Genomic DNA, 22,238 nt, shown 5'->3' with positions numbered 1-22,238 from the left:
ATAAAGGAGTAATTGTATGGTAATTAAGATAGCTAGGGCAGGTTTAATTGCTGCTCTTTACATAGTGTTATGTTTGGCGTTACAGCCCCTTTCCTACGGAATTGTTCAAATAAGGTTTGCGGAAAGTTTGACACTACTGCCGATGCTTTTTCCCGAAGCTATTCCAGGTGTATTTGTAGGAGCGCTGGTTGCTAATTCCTTTGGGGGCTTAGGATTGGTGGATATTATTGGAGGAAGTTTAACTACTTTGTTGGCAGCCTACGTTACGTATGTTTTTCGAAATTCCATTATTGCTTATTTATCGCCAATCCTTTTTAATGCTATTTTCGTTAGCCTTTATTTGCATGTTATTTTTAAATGGCCCTATTGGGCAACAGTTTTAAGCATCGGGTTAAGTGAGGCTTTTGTTGTTTTTACTTTAGGCCACTTATTAATTACAGTTCTTAAAAGATTTGCTAAAACAGGTCGATTTTTCTAAGGATATAACCTGTTTTGCTATTTTTGGGTTTATTTGGGTAAAATGTTTGACAAAATACCGAATAATAAATATTGTATACGGTATTATTATTCGGGTTTAGGTTGACAAAATGATTGAAAAACAGTAAACTGGTATTGTTTGTTAATGAGACCCAACCTAATAGGTTTGACCCAACTCAAATGGAATCATTAGTAAGTTCTATTTGGGTTGTTTTTATGCCTAATTTAAAGGGGGACAGCTTATGAAAACTAAATATGATGTGATCATTATTGGTGCTGGGCCTGCAGGTATTTTTGCAGCTCTAGAGTTAAGTAAGCTAAAACAAAATCTAGAGATACTCATTGTGGATAAAGGAAAGAATCTTCAAAGAAGAGTATGCCCTGCCAGGAAGACTCAGGTGTGTGTAAACTGTGACCCATGTAACATTACTAGCGGTTGGGCAGGAGCAGGGGCTTATAGTGATGGCAAACTAAGTAAGTCGCCCCTAGTGGGTGGTCGACTAACAGATTATATGCCGGCTGAAGAAGCGCAAAATTTAATCGATTATACAGATCAAGTCTATTTACAATTTGGTGCAAGTGATACAGTTTATGGCCTGGATAATAAGAAAATAGATGACATTATCTACGAAGCATCTAAATACAGCATTCAACTGATACCTTGCCCTGTAAGACATTTAGGTACAGAACTTGCCTATGAAGTTTTAAGCAGCATGTACGAACATTTAGTTACAAAGACAAAAACAGAATTTTCTGAGCTTACGTCTGTCCAAGATATTATAGTTGAGGAAGGACAGGTTGTAGGAGTTTTGCTATGCCAAAAGGGTGAAGAGCCTTTAGAGGTTAGAGCACACTTTGTTATTGCAGCTCCCGGGAGAGGGGGAGCTGCCTGGCTAACAGACCAAACTCGGAAGTTAGGAATTAAAACAGAAAATAACGAAGTAGATATTGGCGTAAGAGTAGAAGTACCTAACTCTATTATGGATCACCTAACAAAGGATTTGTATGAAGCTAAACTTGTATATTACTCAGACACTTATGACAATCGAGTTCGTTCTTTTTGTATGAATCCCGGGGGTGTTGTTTCAGAAGAACACTATGACGGAGACATTGCCGTAGTAAATGGTCACAGCTACGCTGATCAGAAATTAAAAACTGGAAATACTAATTTTGCACTTTTAGTTTCAACTAGATTTACAGAGCCTTTTAACCAGCCTATTGAGTATGGTAGATATATTGCCCGACTAGCCAATATGCTGACTGGTGGAGGCGTTATGGTGCAAAGGCTAGGCGATATTTTAAAAGGCAGAAGGACAGACTATGATCGACTAAAGAAATCTACCACTATTCCTACATTGAAAAATGCTGTTCCTGGTGATTTAAGCTATGTGCTGCCGGAAAGATATTTGACATCAATTGTAGAAACTCTTCGAGCTTTAGATAGTATTGCGCCTGGAATATACTCAAAAAATACGTTGCTCTACGGTGTAGAAGTTAAATTTTATTCTTCAAAAGTAAAAGTTAATCCGAACTTTGAAACGGATTTTACTAATTTATATGCCATTGGCGACGGAGCCGGAATTACAAGAGGCTTAATGCAGGCTTCAGTTACCGGTGTTGTAGTCGCAAGGGATATTGCCAACAGATGTTAAGCAGGGAGGGACCCATATGTCCACAGTAGTTTTAGTAGGTGCCCAATGGGGCGACGAAGGTAAAGGAAAAATTACCGATTATTTAGCGGAAGAAGCAGAAATCGTAGTACGGTCGCAGGGCGGTAATAATGCCGGCCATACAGTATTGACAGGTCGGGAGGAATATAAACTACATTTAATTCCTTCTGGAATTTTATACCCAGAAAAAATATGTGTAATTGGCAATGGGGTAGTTATAGATCCTAAAGTTTTGCTGGAGGAAATGGACTACCTTCAAGCTAAAGGTATAAATTTAGCTAATTTGCGCATTAGCGATACGGCTCATATTATTCTCCCTTACCATAAAAAGCTCGACGAGTTGGAAGAAGAAAGCCGTGGAGACCATAAAATAGGAACCACAAAGCGAGGAATTGGCCCTGCTTATGCAGATAAAGCATCCCGTATGGGCATTAGAATGATTGATCTGTTAGATAAAGAGGAATTCGCTGTACTTTTAGAGAGAAATATAAAAATTAAAAATGAGTTTTTGCAAAAAGTTTATGGTTCAGAAGCATTTGAAACTGCAGAAATTCTTCAGGAGTATACGGAATACGCTGAAAAGCTTCGGCCCTATGTGACTGATACCTCTGTCTTAGTGAATCAGGCTATCCGTTCGGGTAAAAAAGTTTTATTTGAAGGTGCTCAAGGAACTCTTTTAGATCTTGATCATGGAACATATCCTTTCGTCACCAGCTCTTTCCCCATTGCCGGAGGAGCATGTATAGGTACAGGTGTTGGCCCAACTAAAATTAGCAGGGTTATAGGTGTTGCCAAAGCCTACACAACTCGGGTAGGAGAAGGTCCTTTCCCTACAGAGCTTTTTGACGAAGTAGGAGCCTCTATCAGAGATATTGGGAAAGAATTTGGTACTACTACTGGCCGAGCTAGGCGCTGTGGTTGGTTAGATGCAGTTATCTTAAAATATGCTGTTCAAGTAAATGGCATTGATGTACTTGCCTTAACTAAATTAGATGTACTTGATTCTTTAGAAACAATTAAGATTTGCACCGGCTATAAACTGGATGGACAGATAACGACGGAATTTCCGCACAGCCTAAAGGCCTTAGCCAAGTGCCAACCAGTTTATGAAGAGCTTCCTGGTTGGAAAGAGGATGTAAGTTCAATCCAAAAATTTGAAGATTTGCCGGAAAGTGCGCAGAAATTTATTCGCAGAGTAGAAGAGCTTACTGGAGCTAAAGTAGCTATTGTAGCTGTAGGCCCTGAAAGAGAACAAAGCATCTTTTGCGAACCTGTTTTTGCCTAATTTAATTGAAATTTGCATATTGGTTTAGCAGGATAAATTAATCGCCTGTTGAATAGTAAATTTATGTCAAGTTTAAGAAAGCCTGCCTTTTGGCAGGCTTTCTTAAACTTGACATTTTTAAAATTTGGCACTATTCTAAATGAATTTTAATTATCTTTCCCAAAAAAATTCTTTGAATAATTTGTTGACAGTTGTCAAAAGATATAGTAATATATACAACTGTGAGGCCCAAAATTAAGTACACAGCATAAACTGTTGTGAGCCATTAGCTCAGTTGGTAGAGCACCTGACTTTTAATCAGGGTGTCCCGCGTTCGAGTCGCGGATGGCTCACCATTTTTATGGCCCGTTGGTCAAGTGGTCTAAGACACCGCCCTTTCACGGCGGTAACAGGGGTTCAAATCCCCTACGGGTCACCATATTATTTAAAAACTTCAGCTTAAGCTGAAGTTTTGTTATTAATTTTTTGTGTGCTTAGTTTGACTATTTAATATGGAGGTTTTATAATTATTTTATTGAGAAGAGAACTAACTGAATAGTTATGCGGAAGTGGCTCAATGGTAGAGCATCGGCTTCCCAAGCCGAGGGTTGCGGGTTCGAATCCCGTCTTCCGCTCCAAAACTAATTTAAGATTCCTGGTTAAGGAATTTTTTTATGCCTAATTTTCTTTTGCTGCTTCTGTATTTGTAACCTAAATTTTACTGTTCCATAGGTCTATTTTGTGCTATAATGTTGATGCTTAAAGTATATTTAGTAAGTAGAGTGCTTAATTCATAGATAGTTCAGATAAGGAGGAGTTTGGGATGAAAAAGCAAGTACATATTAAAACTTTAGCTGCACCTAATTTGCAAGGCACAAAAAAAACAGGCGGATGCGGAAGCTGCCAAGTTTCTTGTCAGTCTGCTTGTAAAACATCATGCACAGTAGGCAATCAAGTTTGCGCAAAGTAGAAGTTAAAGCTAATAAACCCTATCCTAGCCGGGTAGGGTTTTTAAATTTTATCTATAAAGATAGATTTGTAATTTACTGGAGGTTAAAATGATAGATTTTGATTTAAGGAATGTTCATAGATTTCAACAAGGTGATTTAGCTATTGTTTTGGATGTGAATAGCGGTTCAATTCACATTGTTGATGATAGTACTTGGCAAGTTCTTGCTGCTTTAGATGAAGCAGGAGGTTCCTGGGCTCAGGCTCAAGAAAAGGTACAGCATTTAATAGATGCACAAAGTTTGGCTGAGATAAAAGAAGAATTAGAAAATTTGCAAGCAGAAGGTTTACTATTTACCCAAGACGACAGAAAAGAACCTGACTGTCGGGATCCAATTTTAAAGTCCCTGTGTCTGCATTTAGCCCACGATTGTAACTTAAGGTGCAAATATTGTTTTGCCACAACAGGAGACTTTGGGGGAAAAAGGGAACTAATGGATTTTGCCGTAGGGAAAAAAGCACTTGATTACCTGCTGGCCCATTCTGGAAAACGCAAGCTATGCGAGGTAGATTTTTTTGGCGGAGAGCCTTTAATGAATTTTACTGTCATGAAAGAGCTAGTCGCTTATGGGAAAAAAGCAGCTGCTGAGTTGGGCAAAAAATTTAAATTTACTTTAACAACTAATGGAGTTTTATTAAACGATGATGTACAACAATTTTTAAACCAAGAGCAGATTAGCGTTGTCTTAAGCATTGATGGACGCAGGGAAATAAATGATCGGATGCGCCCTTTTGCTGGAGGTAAAGGCAGCTATGAGAGAATTGTTCCTATATACCAAAAATTTGCAGCTGCAAGAAATGACGAAGATTATGTGGTGAGGGGCACTTATACTAGGTATAATTTAGATTTTAGCCAAGATGTGTTCCATTTATTTGATTTGGGATTTACACATCTTTCCGTAGAACCTGTAGTAGCGGCACCGGAGGAAGATTATGCCTTTCATCCGGAAGATGTGGCTTTGATTAAAAAAGAATATGAAAAATTAGCAGAGGGATACTTAGACAGGTATTTTGCCGGTAAGGAAATGGATTTTTTCCACTTTAATATTGATTTAGATCATGGCCCTTGTCTACCAAAAAGGTTAACGGGCTGCGGTGCAGGATATGAGTATATGGCTGTTACACCAGCTGGGGAGTTTTATCCTTGCCACCAATTTGTGGGACGTGAAGAATACCTAATGGGAAATATCAATGATGGTTTAACAAATTATGCTTTGGCGGAAAAATTTCAAAGGGCAAACGTTTATCATAAAGAAACTTGCAATGGATGCTGGGCGCGTTTTTTCTGCAGCGGCGGCTGCCATGCCAATGCAGAGGCCCACAATGGAGATATTCTAAAACCCTATGAGCTAGGTTGTGAGTTGCAGAAGAAGCGTTTAGAATGTGCTATCTACGTACAGGTCAAGAAAAGGCTTAAGGTAGTTTAGCTGTTCTTTTTAAATTTTAAGCAGGAGTTTGGCTAATTATGGCGAATTGTAGTAAAAGTTTGTCAAATCTTAGAATCGGCGCTTCTTGTTAGGAGGAATGTAATGGAAAATAAAAAACGACTAGGAAAACGTCCTCAAATGCTTATTGGTGCAATCCTTGGATTACTTGCAGTAGTTTTTGCTATAGGCATATTTGGATTTAATCACAAAGCTAATGCCTTCGGAGTTTTTATTGATGGGAAGCAAGTAGCCTTTGTAAAAAATAAAGAAGTTGCTCAGAACTATCTTAATAAGCTCCAGTCAGAGCAGAAAGACTTTGCTGAGGTAGATTTCAAAGAAAAAATAACTTTTCAGCAAATGCAGGTTAAACCTGAAAGTCTAACACCAGAGGATCAATTAGAAGAAATTTTACGCACCAAATTAACTCCCATGGTACAAGGGACAGTTGTTTTAGTTCAAGGTAAAGCTATTGGTGCTGTGGCAAATGAAGCTACGGCAAAGGATGTTTTGGAGCAGGTTAAAAAGCATTATTTACCCCAAGACCCAAAGTTAAAGCTAAAAGGAATTAAATTTGAAGAAGCCATTGCCCTTAAAAGTCAGAAGGTACCTGTTAAAGAGATCACTTCTCCTGAGAAATTGCAAAGTTTACTTATAAACGGAACAAGTCAGCCTAAATCCTATACAGTTCAAGCAGGAGATACAATTTGGACAATTGCTGCAGCCAACGGAATGAGTTTAGAGGAAATGCATAGTGCTAATCCGTGGCTAAGTTCAGATAAATTAGACATTGGGCAAAAGATTCAGTTAGTAAAGACAGAACCATTGGTGCATGTGGTATATGCAGCTAATTATAAAGTGACAAAAAGAATCCCTTTTGAAATCAAACAAGTTACAGATAAGAAGCTCCTTCGTGGAAAACAGAAAGTAACCCAGTGGGGTGCCAGTGGTCAAAAGGAAATAGAATATCAAATAGTTAAGCGCAACGGTAAACAAGTTAAACAGCAAAAAATAACTGTTTATGTTGTGAAAAAACCAATTACCCAGGTTGTGGCTAAAGGCACAAAAATGGTCCTGGCTTCCAGAGGAGATAGCAGAAAAGGAATTTTGTCCTGGCCCCATCGGGGTGCTATTACTTCTCCCTATGGCAATCGAGGCGGAGAATTTCATACAGGTGTGGATATTAACGGGAATACTGGGGATCCTGTTTATGCTGCTGAAGCTGGTACAGTTATATTTGCTGGCTGGAGTGGCAATTATGGAAATATGGTAGCTATTAGCCATGGTGATGGCTTAGTAACGAGATATGCTCATAATTCTAAACTAGAAGTTAGCGTAGGTGAAAGAGTAGCTAGAGGTCAGTTGATTTCTAGAATTGGCAGTACAGGGCGCAGCACCGGTTCACATTTGCATTTTGAAGTATTAGCAAAAGGAAGTTCACGTAATCCTTTACGTTATTTAAATTAAATTGAAATCCTTGCGGATATCCGTAAGGATTTCTTTGCTTTTACGGGGTAAAACCAGTAAAATAAATTATATAAGGAGTGAGCTTATGGATTTTTCTAAAATTAAAAATATAGCAGTTGTTGGAATTTCAAAAGATGAAAAAAAACCATCCCATTTTGTGGCTAAATATATGCAAGAGGCTGGCTATAGGATTATTCCTGTTAATCCTACCATTGACGAAGTCTTAGGGGAAAAAAGCTATCCAGACCTTCTACATATTTCCTCAGAAATAAAAATAGATGTAGTTGATATTTTTCGCAGAGCAGAAGATGTTGGACCCATTGTAGATCAAGCTATTGCCCGTAAAGTTCCGGTTATATGGATGCAGCAGGGTATAGTTAATGAAGAAGCTGCCGGAAAAGCACGGGGCCAAGGTATAGAAGTTGTTATGGACCGCTGCTTAAAGGTGGCACACAAGGAGTATGCTATGGAGAATTCGGCCAATCAGCATGCTGTCTATGATTTAATTATTTTAGGAGGCGGACCTGCAGGGCTAACGGCTGGAATGTATGGGGCCCGTGGAGGTTTAAAGACCATGCTTTTAGAAATGGGTATGCCCGGGGGGCAGGCGACAAATACGGAGCGGATTGAAAACTATCCAGGTTTTCCCGAGGGTATTTCAGGCATGGAACTAATGCAAAGATTTATGGAACAGTCCCAAAAATTTGCTTTAGAAATTAAAATGGCGTTGATTAAAAAGACTGATTTAAAAAGCAATCCCAAAAGAATAGTAACAGACGTGGGAGAATTTTTGGCTAAAGCGGTGATTATAGCCAGCGGGGCGAGGCCCAAAAAGCTTTTCGTCCCCGGTGAAGAAAAATTTCAAGGTTTTGGGGTCTCTTATTGCGCTACTTGTGACGGAGCCTTTTTTAAAGACAAAAAAGTTATGGTTGTAGGCGGAGGAAATTCTGCCTTAGAGGAAGCCGCCTTTTTAACTAAATTTGCTCGAGAAGTTATTATTGTCCATCGCCGGAACCAATTTAGGGCTACTCATCTAATTCAAATGAGAACCCGGGAAAATCCAAAATTAAGCTATAAATTTGACACTGTAATTGAAGAAATTTTAGGTGACAATAAAGTAGAAAAAGTAAGAATGAAGAACGTCAAAACAGGCTTAGTCACAGAAGAAAATACTGATGGAGTTTTTATCTTTATCGGTACAGAGCCTAATACGGGTTTTTTGCAAAATCAAGTTAAGCTAGATGAGTTTGGCTATGTAGTTGTTGATAGCAACTTGAACTGCTCTTTGCCTGGGGTTTTTGCTGCTGGGGATGTTCGCCAAAAATCTTTGCGGCAAGTCAGTACAGCTGTAGGCGATGGGGCCGTTGCTGCTGTTAGTGCGGAAAAATATTTAGCTGGCCTAGAATAATGATTATTTTGTTTTAGGGGCATAATATTTTTTACAAGTTCTAAGTTCTAAGTTAGAGTGAAGAAGGTAGATGCAAATGCCAGAAGCTGCTGTAAAAAAAGAACAGGTAAAAACGGTTTTAACTATCTCGGGAATGTCTTGTGCTGCTTGTGCCGGCAGAATTGAAAAAAAATTAAATAGTTTACCTGAGGTAAGTGAAGCTAACGTTAATTTGGCCGTGGAAAGAGCTACTGTTGTCCATGATCCTACTCAGCTTAGCGTAGAAGATATTCAAAAAGTAATTGTTGATTTAGGTTATGGAGCAGAGGAATTTAAGGAGCAGGTACGGGAAATAAAGGAGGATAAAACTGAGTATAGAGGGCAAAAAATTCGCTTTTTTACTGCTGCAGCATTGTCCATTCCTTTGCTGCTGACTATGGCCGCCCATATGCTGCGTTTAAGTTGGTATCCTGAACCATTAATGCATCCTTTTACCCAATTTGTTTTAGCCACTCCCGTCCAGTTAGGAGTTGGCTGGCAGTTTTACCGCAATGCCTATAAATCCCTAAAAAGCGGCAGCGCCAATATGGATGTGCTAGTTGCTATGGGTACTTCAGCTGCCTATCTTTATAGCGTTTATAACACATTTTTTACGTCTGGTCCCTTATACTATGAAACTTCCGCAATTTTAATTACTTTAATTATCTTAGGAAAGATGCTGGAAGCAAGGGCCAAGGGTAGGACTTCTGAGGCTATTAAAAAACTTATTGGACTCCAGCCTAAAACGGCGAGAGTAATTAGAGCAGAGCAGGAAATTGATGTGCCAATTAGTGAAGTTTTAGCAGGTGATGTGGTAGTAGTCCGTCCAGGGGAAAGAATCCCTGTTGATGGAGTTGTTGTCGAAGGAAATTCAGCTGTGGATGAAGCTATGCTTACAGGGGAAAGTATTCCTGTAGATAAAAAGCCTGGAGATGAAGTAATTGGTGGCACCATTAATAAATATGGATCCTTTAAATTTGAAGCAACTAAAGTTGGGCAAAAAACAGCACTAGCTCAAATTATTCGCATTGTAGAAGAAGCCCAAAGCTCAAAAGCACCTATTCAGCGTATTGCTGACCGCATTTCTGGTTTTTTTGTGCCAGTTGTCATTGCCATAGCCCTTTTAACTTTTGCTGTCTGGTATTTTTGGTTAGCTCCAGGAAACTTTGCCCAAGCTTTAACTAACTTTACAGCGGTGCTGGTCATTGCTTGTCCCTGTGCTTTAGGTCTGGCCACACCAACCTCAATTATGGTAGGTACAGGCAGGGGAGCGGAAACAGGCATATTATTTAAAGGCGGAGAGTATTTAGAAAAAGCACATGGAATGACCGCTATTGTTCTAGATAAAACAGGAACAATTACAAAGGGCGAGCCGGAACTAACGGATATTGTAGCTCTAAACAATTTGCCTCAGGAGGAGCTGTTAAAACTAGCTGCTGCTGCTGAAAAAAATTCCGAGCACCCCTTAGGGCAAGCAGTAGTTAAAAAGGCTGCAGAATTAAATCTTACTTATCCCTCACCAGAGGAATTTACAGCAGTTCCCGGACATGGCGTAAAAGCTAAAATTGCCGGGCAAACTATCCTTGCGGGGAATCGCAAGTTATTACAGGATCATAACCAGGAAATGCAGCAGTACCAAAAGGTAGCACAAGAGCTAGAAAAGGAAGGAAAAACAGCTGTTTTGCTAAGCATCAATGGAGAGGCAGCAGGAGTTTTGGGAATTGCCGATACGGTGAAAGAACATTCCAAAGAAGCCATAGCAGCTTTACAAAAACTAGGCATTGAGGTTTGGATGCTGACTGGTGACAATCAGAGGACAGCTGAAAATATAGCTCAGCAAGTAGGCATAACAAAAATTATTGCCGAAGTATTGCCGGAGGAAAAGGCAGATAAAATTCAAAAACTTAAAGCTCAAGGCAAGGTTGTTGGCATGGTAGGCGATGGAATCAATGATGCTCCTGCCTTAGTTAGTGCCGATTTAGGTATGGCCATTGGCACAGGCAGTGATGTAGCTGTAGAGGCGGCAGATATTACACTTATGAAAGGTGATTTGCGCAGTATTCCTCAGGCCATAGCTTTAAGCAGAGCGACTATGGCCAACATTAAGCAAAACTTGTTCTGGGCACTAATTTATAATATTATTGGGATTCCTATTTCGGCTGCCGGTTTTTTATCTCCTATTTTGGCTGGGGGAGCTATGGCTTTTAGTTCTGTTTCCGTAGTAACTAATGCTTTAAGGCTTAGAAATTGGAAATACAAAGCATAGCTTTAGTAAATAACAAAAATAACAAATACATTGATTTAGATTATCAGATACTAAAAAGAAACAAAAGATAAATTACTAGGAGGTTGTACAATGGAAGATTTAGTTTTAAAAATAGAAGGCATGAGCTGTAACCACTGTAAAATGGCCGTGGAAAAAGCTTTAAAAACCCTTGGGGGAGTAGAGGAAGCTAATGTGGATTTACAAGCAAATAGTGCAACAGTAAAATTTGATGAACAAGTTATTTCTGAAGACAAATTAAAAGAAGCAATTGAAGAAGCAGGTTACAAAGTAATTGGATAAATTGGGAATACTTTGTTGCTAGAAAAAGGCAGTTAGTCATTAATAAGTAATGGCTAATTGCCTTTTTTAGTTTATGTTAACCACAATTTCCAATGAGGAAATTTGCAGCATATAGTATAATGTTAGAGCCTGTACATGGGTAATGAAACCTTGGGGGAGGGATTAAAGTGCAGGTTCTAACTAATATCTTAGAAAAATGGACTTTAAGTCACAAATTATTGATTAATATTGCTATTGCGGGTCTCCTCTTGTTTTTGGTTTTCATTTTTAAATATCCTATTTTCTTTAAAAATACGGCCTATAGTTGTACTAGGGAAGCTGTGAAAAAAAGTGTGTATTTAAAAACGTGGGATTGGGATACCTTAGAAAGCCCACACTTTACCCTTAAATATCAGCCTACGGAAGGAAATGTGGCCCAGCTTATATTATCTACTGCCGAAACTGCTTTTCAGCCGGTAAACAATTTTTTGGAGTTCACTCCTGAGGGTAAAATACCAGTTATTGTTTACCCAACTCAGGAGCAGATGAATAAAAGTTTTGGCTGGGATGCAGATGAAAATGCAATGGGTGTTTATTGGGCAGGTGTAATTCGAATTTTATCGCCTAACGACTGGGTTAGTGATTCTAGTTTATTAGCGGAAGAATTCAGCAAAAACGGTCCTATGGCTCATGAATATACCCACTTAGTTGTAGATTACCTGACTAAAGGCAATTATCCACGCTGGCTGACGGAAGGTATTGCCCAGTATGTAGAAAGAGAAGTTACAGGTTTTCAGTTCCCAGTACCTGTAGTACAGGGAAATGACAATAACTTATATAGTTTAACACAGCTGGATAAACAATATGATAGTTTGCCAAACCAAAGCTTAGCTTATGGACAATCTTTAGCAGCAATAGATTATTATATAGAGACCTGTGGAGTAGAATCACTGCGCAATTTACTGGCAGATTTAAGTGAGGGAAAAACTATTCAAGCTGCCATTGCTATAAATACAGGACAATCCCTAGAGGATTTTGAGCAATGTTATCAAAAATGGAGCAATAATAAATATTTTTTGCAAGCGAACTAAAATAAAAAGCTAAATGAGCTTTTAGAAATTAAGCAGGAATACACCCAGTAGAACAAGAATATAATCCTTTGATAGATGTAAGAGTTGGTACTGGGGGCAGCACAATGGAAAAAATACTAATTAAAGGTGGAAAAAAACTGCAGGGAAAGGTTCAAATCAGCGGTGCGAAAAATGCCGCCTTAGCCGTTATTTCAGCCGCTGTTTTAGCCCATGGAGAGACGGTTTTAGAAAATGTACCCCGCATTGCTGATGTAGAAGTACTGTTGGAGATACTGCATAAGTTAGGAGCGAAAGTAGCCTGGCTGGAGGAAAATACGCTAAGCATAACAGTTCCTGATGAAATTGGCTATATAACACCATATAATTTAGTAAGAAAATTACGGGCTTCCAATTTACTGCTGGGCGCTCTCTTAGCCCGCCGGGGGCAGGCTGAAGTATCTATGCCTGGGGGCTGCAATATTGGCATTAGGCCCATGGATTTACATTTAAAAGGATTTCAGGCCATGGGGGCCAAAGTAGAAGTTGAAAATGGCTATATTAAAACCTCTGGGGCTTTGCAGGGGAGCCAAATCTATTTAGATTTTCCCAGCGTTGGTGCTACGGAAAATATAATGATGGCTGCTGCAGGGGCCCAAGGTACAACTATGATTGGAAATGTTGCTAAAGAACCAGAGATTGTGGATTTAGCTAACTTTTTAAATACTCTCGGTGCCAAAGTACGGGGTGCAGGTACGGATATTATTAAAATTGAAGGAGCCCGAACTTTACAGGGAGCCCGTTATAGTATTATTCCTGATCGCATCGAAGCAGGAACTTTTATGTTGGCGGCAGCTATAACTGGTAGCGATATTTTGATTCAGAATGTAATTCCCCATCATTTACAGCCAATCATAGCTAAACTTCGGGAAACGGGCATTGAAATCTTTGAAGATGAAGAGGAAGTCCGCGTTGTGGGGTCTAAGGATTATACATCTACTGATATTAAAACACTGCCTTTCCCAGGTTTTCCTACAGACATGCAGTCCCAGATGATGGCATTTTTGTCACTGGCTAAAGGGACTAGTGTTATTACGGAAACAGTTTATGAAAACAGGCTGCAAACAGCAGATGAATTAAAAAGAATGGGCGCTCACATTAAAGTTGAAGGTCAAACTGCTGTTGTCTTTGGTGTAGAAAAATTATGTGGTTCCCAAGTTCGTGCTTGCGATTTACGTTCCGGGGCAGCTTTAGTGTTAGCAGGATTAGCTGCGGAAGGACAAACAAAAATTTCTAATGTACATTTAATTGATCGGGGCTACGAAAAACTGGTAGCTAAGCTTAGTTCTTTGGGAGCTGATATCGAAAGAATTTGTGAATAATTTGGGGGCAAGGGCTTTGTTGAAGTTTTTTACTCTAGCTAGTGGTAGTTCAGGCAATTCTGTCTATGTAGGAACAAAAAAGACAAGATTCCTTGTTGATGCAGGCATTAGCGGCAAGGATATTACAAACCGCTTAAGGGAAAATGGTATAGAAGCTAATGAACTTGACGGGGTTTTAGTAACCCATGAACATAAAGATCACATAAAGGGAGTGGGGGTTATTTCCCGCCGTTACAATTTACCTATCTATGCCACACCAGGCACATGGGAGGGAATGGAAAAGGATATTGGCAAAGTCGCAGAAGAAAACAAAAAGTTTTTGGATCTAAACCAAAGCCAAGAGCTTGGAGATTTAAAAATTGAAGTATTGCCTACATCCCATGATGCTTTGGAGCCGGCTGCCTTTGCTTTTTATCATAAAGAAGCAAGTTTAGGAATAGTTACAGATACGGGTAAAATTACCAGCAGTATCAGAAAGAATATTACAGGGTGCAAGGGGCTTCTTTTAGAAGCTAATCATGATGCTACTATGTTAAGAAAAGGTACATATCCAGTCCGCTTAAAAAAGAGAATTGCCAGTACCCTAGGCCATTTATCCAACCAAATGAGCGGAGAGGCTTTAGCAGAATTTATTACGGGAAATACGCAAAAAGTAGTTTTAGCCCATCTAAGTGCCGAGAATAACCGGCCGCCCTTAGCAATACATACGGTTAAAGAAGTTCTAGCGGAACAGGGGTTTACCAGCTGTCCCGAGCTAACTGTAGCTCCACGTTACGAAGCACACCCTGCGCTGCAACTTAAAGCTGAATAAACTTAACTAAAATGTGTCAGGGGAGGGTTCTTTGACACATTTTTTTTGTAATATATTTATAATATAGTTATAGCAATGAGGTGGATTGTGCTGATTAAGTTAATTACTGTGGGAAAAGTTAAAGAAAAGTATTTAAAGGAAGGCATAGCCGAATTTTTAAAACGCCTAGGCCCCTATGCAAAAGTAGAGATCATTGAAGTCCAAGATGAATCTACTCCTGACAAAGCTTCAGCTTTGGAAGAAGAACAGATTAAGGAGAAAGAAGCTGAAAGAATAAGCAAACATCTAAAGACGGGAACTTTTGTCATAGCCTTGGCCTTGGAGGGAAAAATGCTTTCGTCAGAACAACTGGCCCAAAAGCTCCATAGTCTAGGCTTAGAGGGGAAAAGCGATTTAACCTTTTTAATTGGCGGTTCCTTAGGACTAGCTCCCAGTATCTTGGCGAAAGCAGATTTTCGTCTTTGTCTTTCACCACTAACATTTCCCCATCAGCTAGTACGGTTGATTTTATTAGAGCAGATTTATCGGTCCTTTAGGATTATGAGGGGTGAACCGTACCACAAATAAAGTTCACTTTACAACTTTATTGATTTCAAAGCCAGTCAACGCAATGTAGTTGAACTGGCATTTTTATTTATATGATGGTTGTTTTTGAAGGTTTTCAAGGTCTGCTGTGTAATATATTTACTTAGTAATATTTATTAATTTATAATATTGAAATCTAGTTTAGATGTGGAGCGTTATTATGAAAAGTCTTTTGTGTCACAGAAGTATCCTCATAAGGTTCGTGTCATTATATGCATCTTTCCCAGGAGGTATTATATGTTAGGTCATTTAGGATTTTCATATGTAGGTCTGATATATTCATTAATGTTATTTATTCCAAATATCATTTGGAGTAAGAATCAGCCAATAGATTATGACAATACCCAAGAAAACAAAATATTATTATTGTTTGAACGTGTTGGACAAGTATGCTGTACGTGTAGCGTATTGATTTTTAGTGATTTTAACATTGCTCCGTTTTCAGCATGGAGTTTGTGGCTAATAGCATCATTTTTACTGATGATTCTTTATGAGATTTGTTGGATTAGATATTTTACTAATAAATATACAGAAGAAAATTTTTATCGCAGTTTTTGTGGGATTCCAGTACCTCTTGCGAGTCTGCCTGTCATGGCTTTTTTCCTATTGGGTATTTATGGTAAAGTTATTTGGCTGATTGCTTCTGCTATTATAATTGGTATAGGACATATAGGAATACACATTCAGCATTTAAAATCGATAAAATAAGTTTTATAAATCTAATTAATTACTGACTAGGTTAACAAGGCAATATAATTGCTATATAAAATTCGTTTGGTTGAATGGTGATACGGTGAACCGTATCACAAGTGATGGTAAACAGGGTTAGACACGAAATTGTACTAGACAGTTACTACATAAGCAAGCTAACAAGAAATGGGTTCGGTCCTATTGTTGTAAATAAGAAATTGTTAGAGCTGATATAACAATTGACTGTGTCCCCCTTTATAGGGGGGGATTTTTGGGCTTTTACTACAAGTATAGTATTTAACCATCCATAATCCATGAAGATCGTTTATACTGATTTTGAAAGACAATCTTCTATCCGATATTAAGTATAGAAGGCATGGATTGATTAAAATAATTGAAAGTTTTAGTGGAGGATAGAAAAATGGCTAAGCTGAACGAATTGGAGATTCAAGATTTAATAAATCGTCTACAAGAAGGTCAACAAATCCCAGAAGACTATAAATACAAACTTTTCCCCGTGACTCAAAAAGAATACGAAATCGTTTATGGTGGTAAAATGAGGAAGGAGGACGTATTAGCCAACGAAGATGGCGTCTTTCCTGTACCTTTACAAGTAGAAAAAGTTTTTAACAAAACAGAAGAGAATAATTCAAACGATTGGAGCAATATGTTGGTTTATGGAGACAACCTCCAATTTTTGAAAACAATATACGAAAATAAAGACCCTCTTATTAAGGATAAAGTAAAAGGTAAAGTTAATCTAATTTATATTGACCCACCCTTTGGAACAGATTCCGATTTTAATACCAGTCAAGGGTTAAAAGCCTATACTGATAAAACTAAAGGGTCAGAGTTCTTGGAGTTCTTAAGAAGAAGACTAATTTTAGCAAAAGAAATCTTAGCTGATGATGGCACTATATATGTTCATATTGATTCTAAAAAAGGACATGAAGTTAAACTAATTTTAGATGAACTGTTTCCTGACTTCGAATTTGCGGAAATAGTATGGGTTTGTGGTCTCCTTGGATCGGGAAAATATTATCCCAAGTCCCATGAAACCATTTTTTGTTATAAATCGCCAACCGCTTATTTTAACCCACCAAAACGTCTTGGGTACTCTCCACGTATTACAAATGCTTTACAAAAAGATGAGAATGGTTGGTATTACACTAGAGGAAAAGAAAGTAGTGGCGGCTCCAAGAGTCTAAAGACTTATATATGCAACAACCCAAATTTAACTAAAGAAGAAGCTATTAAAGAAGCAAATGAAAATAGGCCCCAAACAGCATGGAGTGTCTGGATGGGTAAAGAGGACTTGGGTAAATCCTTTAATGACCATGCAGTAGGCACATATGCTTATAGACAAACCGAGAATGTTGGTTATCCTACGCAAAAACCTGAAGCACTTTTAAAGAGAATCATTGAAGCCTCTACTAAACCCGGTGACCTTGTTCTTGACTTTTTTGGTGGATCAGGAACTACATCAGCAGTAGCCGAAAAACTCGGTAGAAGATGGATAACTTGTGATATAGGCAAATTATCTATTTACACTATCCAAAGGAGATTATTAAATATCGAATCAAGCCTAGATTTAGACAATACTAAGAAAGCCTACAACAAAAAAGCAAATAGCTTTGTAATGTTAAACACGGGCTACTATGACTTAGAGAAGATATTCTCACTCAATAAAGAAGAATATATAAAATTCGTAATGAACTTATTTGAGATAGAGTCAATAGATAAAAAGATAAATGGAATTACGATTGACGGTCAGAAGAAGGACGGATATTATTGTCTAGTCTTCCCTTATTGGAAATTTAAGGATTCCTCTGTTGATATTGATTATTTGGAGGACTTACACTCATATATTGGTGGTAAGGTTGGCAATAGATGTTATATTGTAGCTCCTGCAAACTATGTAGATTTTATTAGCGATTATTATGAAATAGGTAATGTAAAATATTACTTTTTAAAGGTACCATACCACGTTATTAAAGAATTACACAAAGTACAGTTTAAAAAGTTTCGTCAGCCCCAAAGTAAAAAGAATATTAATGATTTAGATGATGCAATTGGGTTTCATTTTATGCGCCAGCCACGAGTTTCATCTGAGTTAATAGTTAATAAGGAAAAGGTAGAAATACACATTACTAAATTTTATTCTGAGTTTACCGAAGAAGAGAGCGGAAAGGACATGGATAATTTTGAATCACTGTCTATGGTTCTAATCGACAAGAATTACAACGGAAAAGAATTCCAAATGGACACTTATTATTTCTCAGAAGAACTATTACCCAAAAAAGTAAAATCAAACAGTGAAGAAATACTAATTAGGGAAGAACTTAAACAACAACAGAAGATTGTCATACCAGCATTTGAAAAATCTAGCTGTGGTGAAAAAATAATGATTATATATGTTGACATATATGGAAATGAATTTATTGAAGAACTGAAGGTGAAGTAAATTGCAGGAGTTAAAAACATATAAAACCAAAGATTTAATCTTAAATGTTAATAAAATATATGACCCAACAAAACTAGATTTATCCAACTGGGATAGATTTTTGGACGTGTTATGTAGTGACAGACAATATCAGAAAGAAGCTATTCAAACCGCTATAATTTATCTAGCATCTGGTAACTACAATTCAATTGAAGATTTAGTCAAAGAAAATTGGAATGATAATAGAAGAGCAGAATTAAAAAATCGGTACAAAGATATTGAGGAATATTACCGAAAAATACAGTTACCTAATAAGCTAAGTGCAACCTTGGATCTGGCTACAGGGACTGGTAAAAGCTATGTAATTTATGGAATTGCTCAAATTATGTTGGGGCTTGGTTTAGTTGATAAAGTTTTGGTACTTTGCCCCTCACTTACTATTGAAAAAGGTTTAAAGGAAAAATTTTATTCATTAAGCGGGGATAGTAAAATCAAACAGTCATTACCTGAAACGGCTGTATATAAAAACCCTGCAATAGTTGATGCTAATAGCACTATTAAAAACGGTGATATTTGTGTAGAAAATATACATGCAGTATATGAAAATAATAGTTCCTCAATCATGGATAGCCTAATGTGGGCAGGGGAGAGGGTACTTGTCCTAAATGATGAAGCCCACCACATATTTAATACGGTTACCGGTAGAGATCAACAGAGTCAAAATATAAAGAAATGGAAAGAGTTTTTATTAGGTAATGAATATAATTTCAAGTATATTCTAGGCTTTACTGGTACGGCTTATATTGAAGATGAATATTTTAATGATGTTGTTTATAGGTATTCATTACGTCAGGCCGTTGACGATAAAATGGTTAAAATGATTGATTATGTAAGTAAAGACGATAGTATAGATCAGAATGAGAAATTTCAAAAGATCTTAGACAATCATATACAAAACAAGGATACGTATAGGAAAGTAAAACCTTTAACAATCTTAATAACAAAAGACATAACTAAAGCTAAACAGCTAACTGAAGAATTAAAAAAGTTTTTAGGAAATAAGCTTGATCTTGAAAAGGAGGAAGTCGATAAAAAAGTTTTGATAGTTACCTCGCATAACGATCACAAACTGAATGTGGCAAAACTGTCGAAGGTTGATGACAAAGAAGATCCGACAGAATGGATAGTTTCAGTTTCAATGTTAACAGAGGGCTGGGACGTTAAGAACGTATTTCAAATTGTACCTTGGGAAGATAGAGCTTTTTGTTCTAAGCTATTAATAGCACAAGTCCTTGGTAGAGGTTTGAGAGTACCATCAGAATATCAATCACCGCAACCTAGAGTAAGGGTCTTTAACCACGATGCTTGGAGTCGAAATATCAGAGGGTTAGTAGATGAGATATTAGAAATTGAAATGAAACTTTCAAGCACGACACTTGAAAATGGAGAAAGATCTAAGTATCACTTTAACCTATATAATATTGACTATGATAAAGAACAACAAGAAAAAGAATCTCAAAAGGAACATCAAGAATTTGACTACACAAAAGGCTATTTAGAACTAATTGCTCAAGTCGAGGAAACGGAAAAAGAAACCGAGTATCTAGACCTTTCAGGGAGAGTAGGCTATAAAAATACTCTAGTACAATATAATACTTATACTATAGATGAAATTGTAAATAAGATTTTCGACGAGTTCAGAACTCGTGAATGGGAAGGAAAGATTTTGAAGCTTCCAGAAGGTACATATACAAAAGATAACTTACCACCAAAGGAAGAAATAAAGAAGATTATAAGAAATTCAATGGATAGGGTCGGAATAAAAGGAGATCGTCTTGTAAGTAAAAATAAATACAAGATAGAATCCATGTTCAGCACCCTTTTGAGAAAAAAAGGGAAAACTGTAGTCAATGTGTGGAAAGTTACGGAACCTTATGAAATATCTACAAGAAATGTTGATCGAGAAACTATTGCGGTAGGAAATCTAAGGCATAATGCAACTGTGTTTTATACAGATAACTTTGAAAGTGAACTTAATCAAGATAATAAAGAAATACTGCAAGCAGTTATAGAAGACGAGACTTTTCCTAGGAGTTCTTCAAAACAAATTAACCCATTTTTGTTTAAGACTCCAATGGACATCGTGTTTACTAAATATGAACCAGAGAGGAAATTCATAGAATCCTTATGTAAACAAATTAATGCAAGTAAACTTGATGCCTGGATTAAATCTAGGGATCAAGGATTTTACAGTATAGAATATTCTATTACCACTACAGGAGGAAAGCACTCTAAACAACAAAGTTTTAATCCTGATTTTTTCATTAAAATATCTGAAAATGAATTTGATTATTTCATTGTTGTAGAAGTTAAAAGTGATAATGATGATTCTGATGAAAACAAAGCAAAATACAAGTATGCGAAACAGCATTTCAATGATTTAAACGAAATTTTGGAGCAGAACAACATAAAGCAAAAGTATATATTTCATTTCCTCAGTCCTAACAGTTTTGTGGAATTCTTTGATTATCTCAGGAATGGAAAATTGTTAAAAGGGGAATTTAGAAGTGATTTAGATGACAAACTAGAAAAAAATGATTAAAATCCTGATTTGATGCGATCACGTGAATAATTTATTCATGTGGTCTTTTTTTATTTTATTACTGAATTTTCGTTTAATGAAAATTTAAAAAAGAACCTACATGAGCAAGGGTTACACTCATATAGGTTCTTTTTAGGAATCTTTAAATGTATTAAAAATCTCGGTAAGTACATTCTTAGCCATCTCAACCTGTCGTTCATTACGGCTGCTTAACAATAACACGATTTCCTCAATGGATGCTTGTTTTTCTTCACTTAATTCATATTCAAATTTTAACAGCTCATGAATGCTTACTTCCAGTGCTTTCGCAATCTTCGCTAAGTTAACCAGTGATATATTCCGTTCGCCACGCTCTAGTCCGCCAATATAAGAGAAGTGAAACCCTGACTTTTCACCAAGTTGCTCTTGAGACAAATTTTTAGTCTTGCGTATATCTCTTATTCTCTTACCTACTAACTCTAGGATATCTGCCATTTTTTGAACACCTCAAAAGAAGTGTAGACAATGGGATAAACATACGTAATAGGTTAATAAGTATTAAAAAATAATACTAAAAAGCATCGAAAAATCGTATAATAGTGCTTGTGTTTGGAAACTTTTTCTGGAGAGAGGATGCAGAATAATGAGTCAGGGGAAAAATGCTGCTAGAGCTGTGGTTAGCAACAGCGCAAACAAAACTAATGACAAAGCGGCAAACAAAGCCGCTTCAATGAACCCAAGTACAAAAAAGGAAGGTAAAAAAAGCAATAGTTTTCTTCAAGGATGTCTAGGGTGTTTAGGAATTATAGTGCTGTTATCAATTACGGCTACGGCTATGGCGTTAATTTTTTCAGCACTTGACGATTCGCCAAAACAGCAAGAAAAAATGGTGACAGGGAACAGTCAGCTGTTAGAGGACAATATACAAGCTCAAGTGAGACAAGCCATTATAAGTGCCTCAGGAGAAACAGCAAATACCGGGGAGCCGAAGATAATTAATTTGCAAGTGAATGATCATTTAGGAACTGCGGATGAAAAAGATAAGATTGTGGTTGCTACACTTCATGCTAATGAGAACTTGACAAACAGCATGACAAAAGGCGGAATACTATTAGAATCAACGAATATATTGAAAAAACTGTTCACTATTGATAAAGTTCAGGAAGTTACGCTGATTTGGCAGTTGCCGCTGGTTGATGCATACGGGAATAAACAAACGGAGCCAGTCTTAAAGATAACGATAGATAAAGAAAAGGCAGCAAAAATTAATTGGTCAAACTTTGACCGGAATAATCTGAAAGGTGTAGTAAATACATACTGGGAGCATCCGGTATTAAAAAACAGTAAGTGATAAGATATTTACATCATAGGTAAAAGGTCATAAAATACAATCAACAA

Annotated in this window: 18 protein-coding genes and 3 tRNA genes; 20 read left to right on the top strand and 1 reads right to left on the bottom strand. The window is 37.3% G+C overall.

The window, feature by feature from the left end; all coding sequences use genetic code 11:
• Positions 1 to 16 precede the first annotated feature (16 nt).
• The 19 genes from RDV78_08755 (at position 17) to RDV78_08665 (ending at position 20,861) form a co-directional block, all read left to right on the top strand.
• Positions 17 to 478 carry a QueT transporter family protein gene (locus tag RDV78_08755; protein MDS1030555.1) on the top strand — a complete coding sequence of 154 codons (462 nt, stop codon included), beginning with the start codon at positions 17 to 19 and terminating at the stop codon, positions 476 to 478.
• 241 nt (positions 479 to 719) lie between these two features.
• The gene (locus tag RDV78_08750) at positions 720 to 2,129 is read left to right on the top strand and encodes an NAD(P)/FAD-dependent oxidoreductase (GenBank protein ID MDS1030554.1); all 1,410 of its coding nucleotides are present in this window, start codon (positions 720 to 722) and stop codon (positions 2,127 to 2,129) included.
• Positions 2,130 to 2,145: 16 nt separating this feature from the next.
• On the top strand, positions 2,146 to 3,432 hold the full coding sequence (locus RDV78_08745) for an adenylosuccinate synthase (GenBank protein ID MDS1030553.1): 1,287 nt from the start codon (positions 2,146 to 2,148) through the stop codon (positions 3,430 to 3,432).
• A gap of 259 nt (positions 3,433 to 3,691) precedes the next feature.
• A tRNA-Lys gene (locus tag RDV78_08740) sits at positions 3,692 to 3,767 on the top strand.
• A 7-nt stretch (positions 3,768 to 3,774) separates the two neighbouring features.
• Positions 3,775 to 3,850: transfer RNA gene (locus RDV78_08735), tRNA-Glu, on the top strand.
• A 124-nt stretch (positions 3,851 to 3,974) separates the two neighbouring features.
• Positions 3,975 to 4,049, top strand: a tRNA-Gly gene (locus RDV78_08730).
• A gap of 185 nt (positions 4,050 to 4,234) precedes the next feature.
• Positions 4,235 to 4,381, top strand: coding sequence for a six-cysteine ranthipeptide SCIFF (scfA, locus tag RDV78_08725; GenBank protein MDS1030552.1), 147 nt, complete (start codon positions 4,235 to 4,237; stop codon positions 4,379 to 4,381).
• A gap of 88 nt (positions 4,382 to 4,469) precedes the next feature.
• Positions 4,470 to 5,846, top strand: a complete 1,377-nt coding sequence (gene scfB / locus RDV78_08720) for a thioether cross-link-forming SCIFF peptide maturase (GenBank protein MDS1030551.1) — start codon at positions 4,470 to 4,472, stop codon at positions 5,844 to 5,846.
• A 102-nt stretch (positions 5,847 to 5,948) separates the two neighbouring features.
• Entirely contained in the window at positions 5,949 to 7,310 is a 1,362-nt protein-coding gene (locus RDV78_08715) for a peptidoglycan DD-metalloendopeptidase family protein (GenBank protein MDS1030550.1), read from the top strand.
• An 85-nt stretch (positions 7,311 to 7,395) separates the two neighbouring features.
• Positions 7,396 to 8,718, top strand: coding sequence for a thioredoxin-disulfide reductase (gene trxB / locus RDV78_08710; protein MDS1030549.1), 1,323 nt, complete (start codon positions 7,396 to 7,398; stop codon positions 8,716 to 8,718).
• 76 nt (positions 8,719 to 8,794) lie between these two features.
• The gene (locus tag RDV78_08705) at positions 8,795 to 11,002 is read left to right on the top strand and encodes a heavy metal translocating P-type ATPase (protein MDS1030548.1); all 2,208 of its coding nucleotides are present in this window, start codon (positions 8,795 to 8,797) and stop codon (positions 11,000 to 11,002) included.
• 90 nt (positions 11,003 to 11,092) lie between these two features.
• A complete protein-coding gene (locus tag RDV78_08700) occupies positions 11,093 to 11,302 on the top strand; it encodes a copper ion binding protein (protein MDS1030547.1) in 210 nt (69 codons plus the stop codon).
• A gap of 167 nt (positions 11,303 to 11,469) precedes the next feature.
• Positions 11,470 to 12,372 (top strand): peptidase MA family metallohydrolase, encoded by a 903-nt coding sequence (locus RDV78_08695; protein MDS1030546.1) that lies wholly within the window; start codon positions 11,470 to 11,472, stop codon positions 12,370 to 12,372.
• Between the two features lie 104 nt (positions 12,373 to 12,476).
• Positions 12,477 to 13,730 carry a UDP-N-acetylglucosamine 1-carboxyvinyltransferase gene (gene murA / locus RDV78_08690; protein ID MDS1030545.1) on the top strand — a complete coding sequence of 418 codons (1,254 nt, stop codon included), beginning with the start codon at positions 12,477 to 12,479 and terminating at the stop codon, positions 13,728 to 13,730.
• A 16-nt stretch (positions 13,731 to 13,746) separates the two neighbouring features.
• On the top strand, positions 13,747 to 14,541 hold the full coding sequence (locus RDV78_08685) for an MBL fold metallo-hydrolase (GenBank protein MDS1030544.1): 795 nt from the start codon (positions 13,747 to 13,749) through the stop codon (positions 14,539 to 14,541).
• 87 nt (positions 14,542 to 14,628) lie between these two features.
• Entirely contained in the window at positions 14,629 to 15,108 is a 480-nt protein-coding gene (gene rlmH, locus RDV78_08680) for a 23S rRNA (pseudouridine(1915)-N(3))-methyltransferase RlmH (protein MDS1030543.1), read from the top strand.
• Positions 15,109 to 15,363: 255 nt separating this feature from the next.
• Entirely contained in the window at positions 15,364 to 15,834 is a 471-nt protein-coding gene (locus RDV78_08675; GenBank protein MDS1030542.1) for a hypothetical protein, read from the top strand.
• A 403-nt stretch (positions 15,835 to 16,237) separates the two neighbouring features.
• A complete protein-coding gene (locus RDV78_08670) occupies positions 16,238 to 18,280 on the top strand; it encodes a site-specific DNA-methyltransferase (protein MDS1030541.1) in 2,043 nt (680 codons plus the stop codon).
• A 1-nt stretch (position 18,281) separates the two neighbouring features.
• The gene (locus RDV78_08665; GenBank protein ID MDS1030540.1) at positions 18,282 to 20,861 is read left to right on the top strand and encodes a DEAD/DEAH box helicase family protein; all 2,580 of its coding nucleotides are present in this window, start codon (positions 18,282 to 18,284) and stop codon (positions 20,859 to 20,861) included.
• 132 nt (positions 20,862 to 20,993) lie between these two features.
• Here the strand turns inward: RDV78_08665 and RDV78_08660 are convergent, their stop codons facing one another.
• Positions 20,994 to 21,335 (bottom strand): helix-turn-helix transcriptional regulator, encoded by a 342-nt coding sequence (locus tag RDV78_08660; GenBank protein MDS1030539.1) that lies wholly within the window; start codon positions 21,333 to 21,335, stop codon positions 20,994 to 20,996.
• 148 nt (positions 21,336 to 21,483) lie between these two features.
• On the opposite strand from RDV78_08660, the gene RDV78_08655 reads away from it, so the two are divergent.
• Complete coding sequence (locus tag RDV78_08655) at positions 21,484 to 22,191, top strand: hypothetical protein (protein ID MDS1030538.1); 708 nt, start codon at positions 21,484 to 21,486, stop codon at positions 22,189 to 22,191.
• Positions 22,192 to 22,238 lie beyond the last annotated feature (47 nt).

Source organism: Bacillota bacterium LX-D (assembly GCA_031628995.1).
Taxonomy (GTDB): domain Bacteria; phylum Bacillota; class DUOV01; order DUOV01; family Zhaonellaceae; genus JAVLUO01.
This window is presented reverse-complemented; position numbering and strand designations above follow the sequence as displayed.

Coding starts and splice junctions, on each gene's coding strand:
- RDV78_08755 (MDS1030555.1), top strand. CDS start 17: ATGGTAATTAAGATAGCTAGGGCAGGTTTAATTGCTGCTCTTTACATA.
- RDV78_08750 (MDS1030554.1), top strand. CDS start 720: ATGAAAACTAAATATGATGTGATCATTATTGGTGCTGGGCCTGCAGGT.
- RDV78_08745 (MDS1030553.1), top strand. CDS start 2,146: ATGTCCACAGTAGTTTTAGTAGGTGCCCAATGGGGCGACGAAGGTAAA.
- scfA (MDS1030552.1), top strand. CDS start 4,235: ATGAAAAAGCAAGTACATATTAAAACTTTAGCTGCACCTAATTTGCAA.
- scfB (MDS1030551.1), top strand. CDS start 4,470: ATGATAGATTTTGATTTAAGGAATGTTCATAGATTTCAACAAGGTGAT.
- RDV78_08715 (MDS1030550.1), top strand. CDS start 5,949: ATGGAAAATAAAAAACGACTAGGAAAACGTCCTCAAATGCTTATTGGT.
- trxB (MDS1030549.1), top strand. CDS start 7,396: ATGGATTTTTCTAAAATTAAAAATATAGCAGTTGTTGGAATTTCAAAA.
- RDV78_08705 (MDS1030548.1), top strand. CDS start 8,795: ATGCCAGAAGCTGCTGTAAAAAAAGAACAGGTAAAAACGGTTTTAACT.
- RDV78_08700 (MDS1030547.1), top strand. CDS start 11,093: ATGGAAGATTTAGTTTTAAAAATAGAAGGCATGAGCTGTAACCACTGT.
- murA (MDS1030545.1), top strand. CDS start 12,477: ATGGAAAAAATACTAATTAAAGGTGGAAAAAAACTGCAGGGAAAGGTT.
- RDV78_08675 (MDS1030542.1), top strand. CDS start 15,364: ATGTTAGGTCATTTAGGATTTTCATATGTAGGTCTGATATATTCATTA.
- RDV78_08670 (MDS1030541.1), top strand. CDS start 16,238: ATGGCTAAGCTGAACGAATTGGAGATTCAAGATTTAATAAATCGTCTA.
- RDV78_08660 (MDS1030539.1), bottom strand. CDS start 21,335: ATGGCAGATATCCTAGAGTTAGTAGGTAAGAGAATAAGAGATATACGC.
- RDV78_08655 (MDS1030538.1), top strand. CDS start 21,484: ATGAGTCAGGGGAAAAATGCTGCTAGAGCTGTGGTTAGCAACAGCGCA.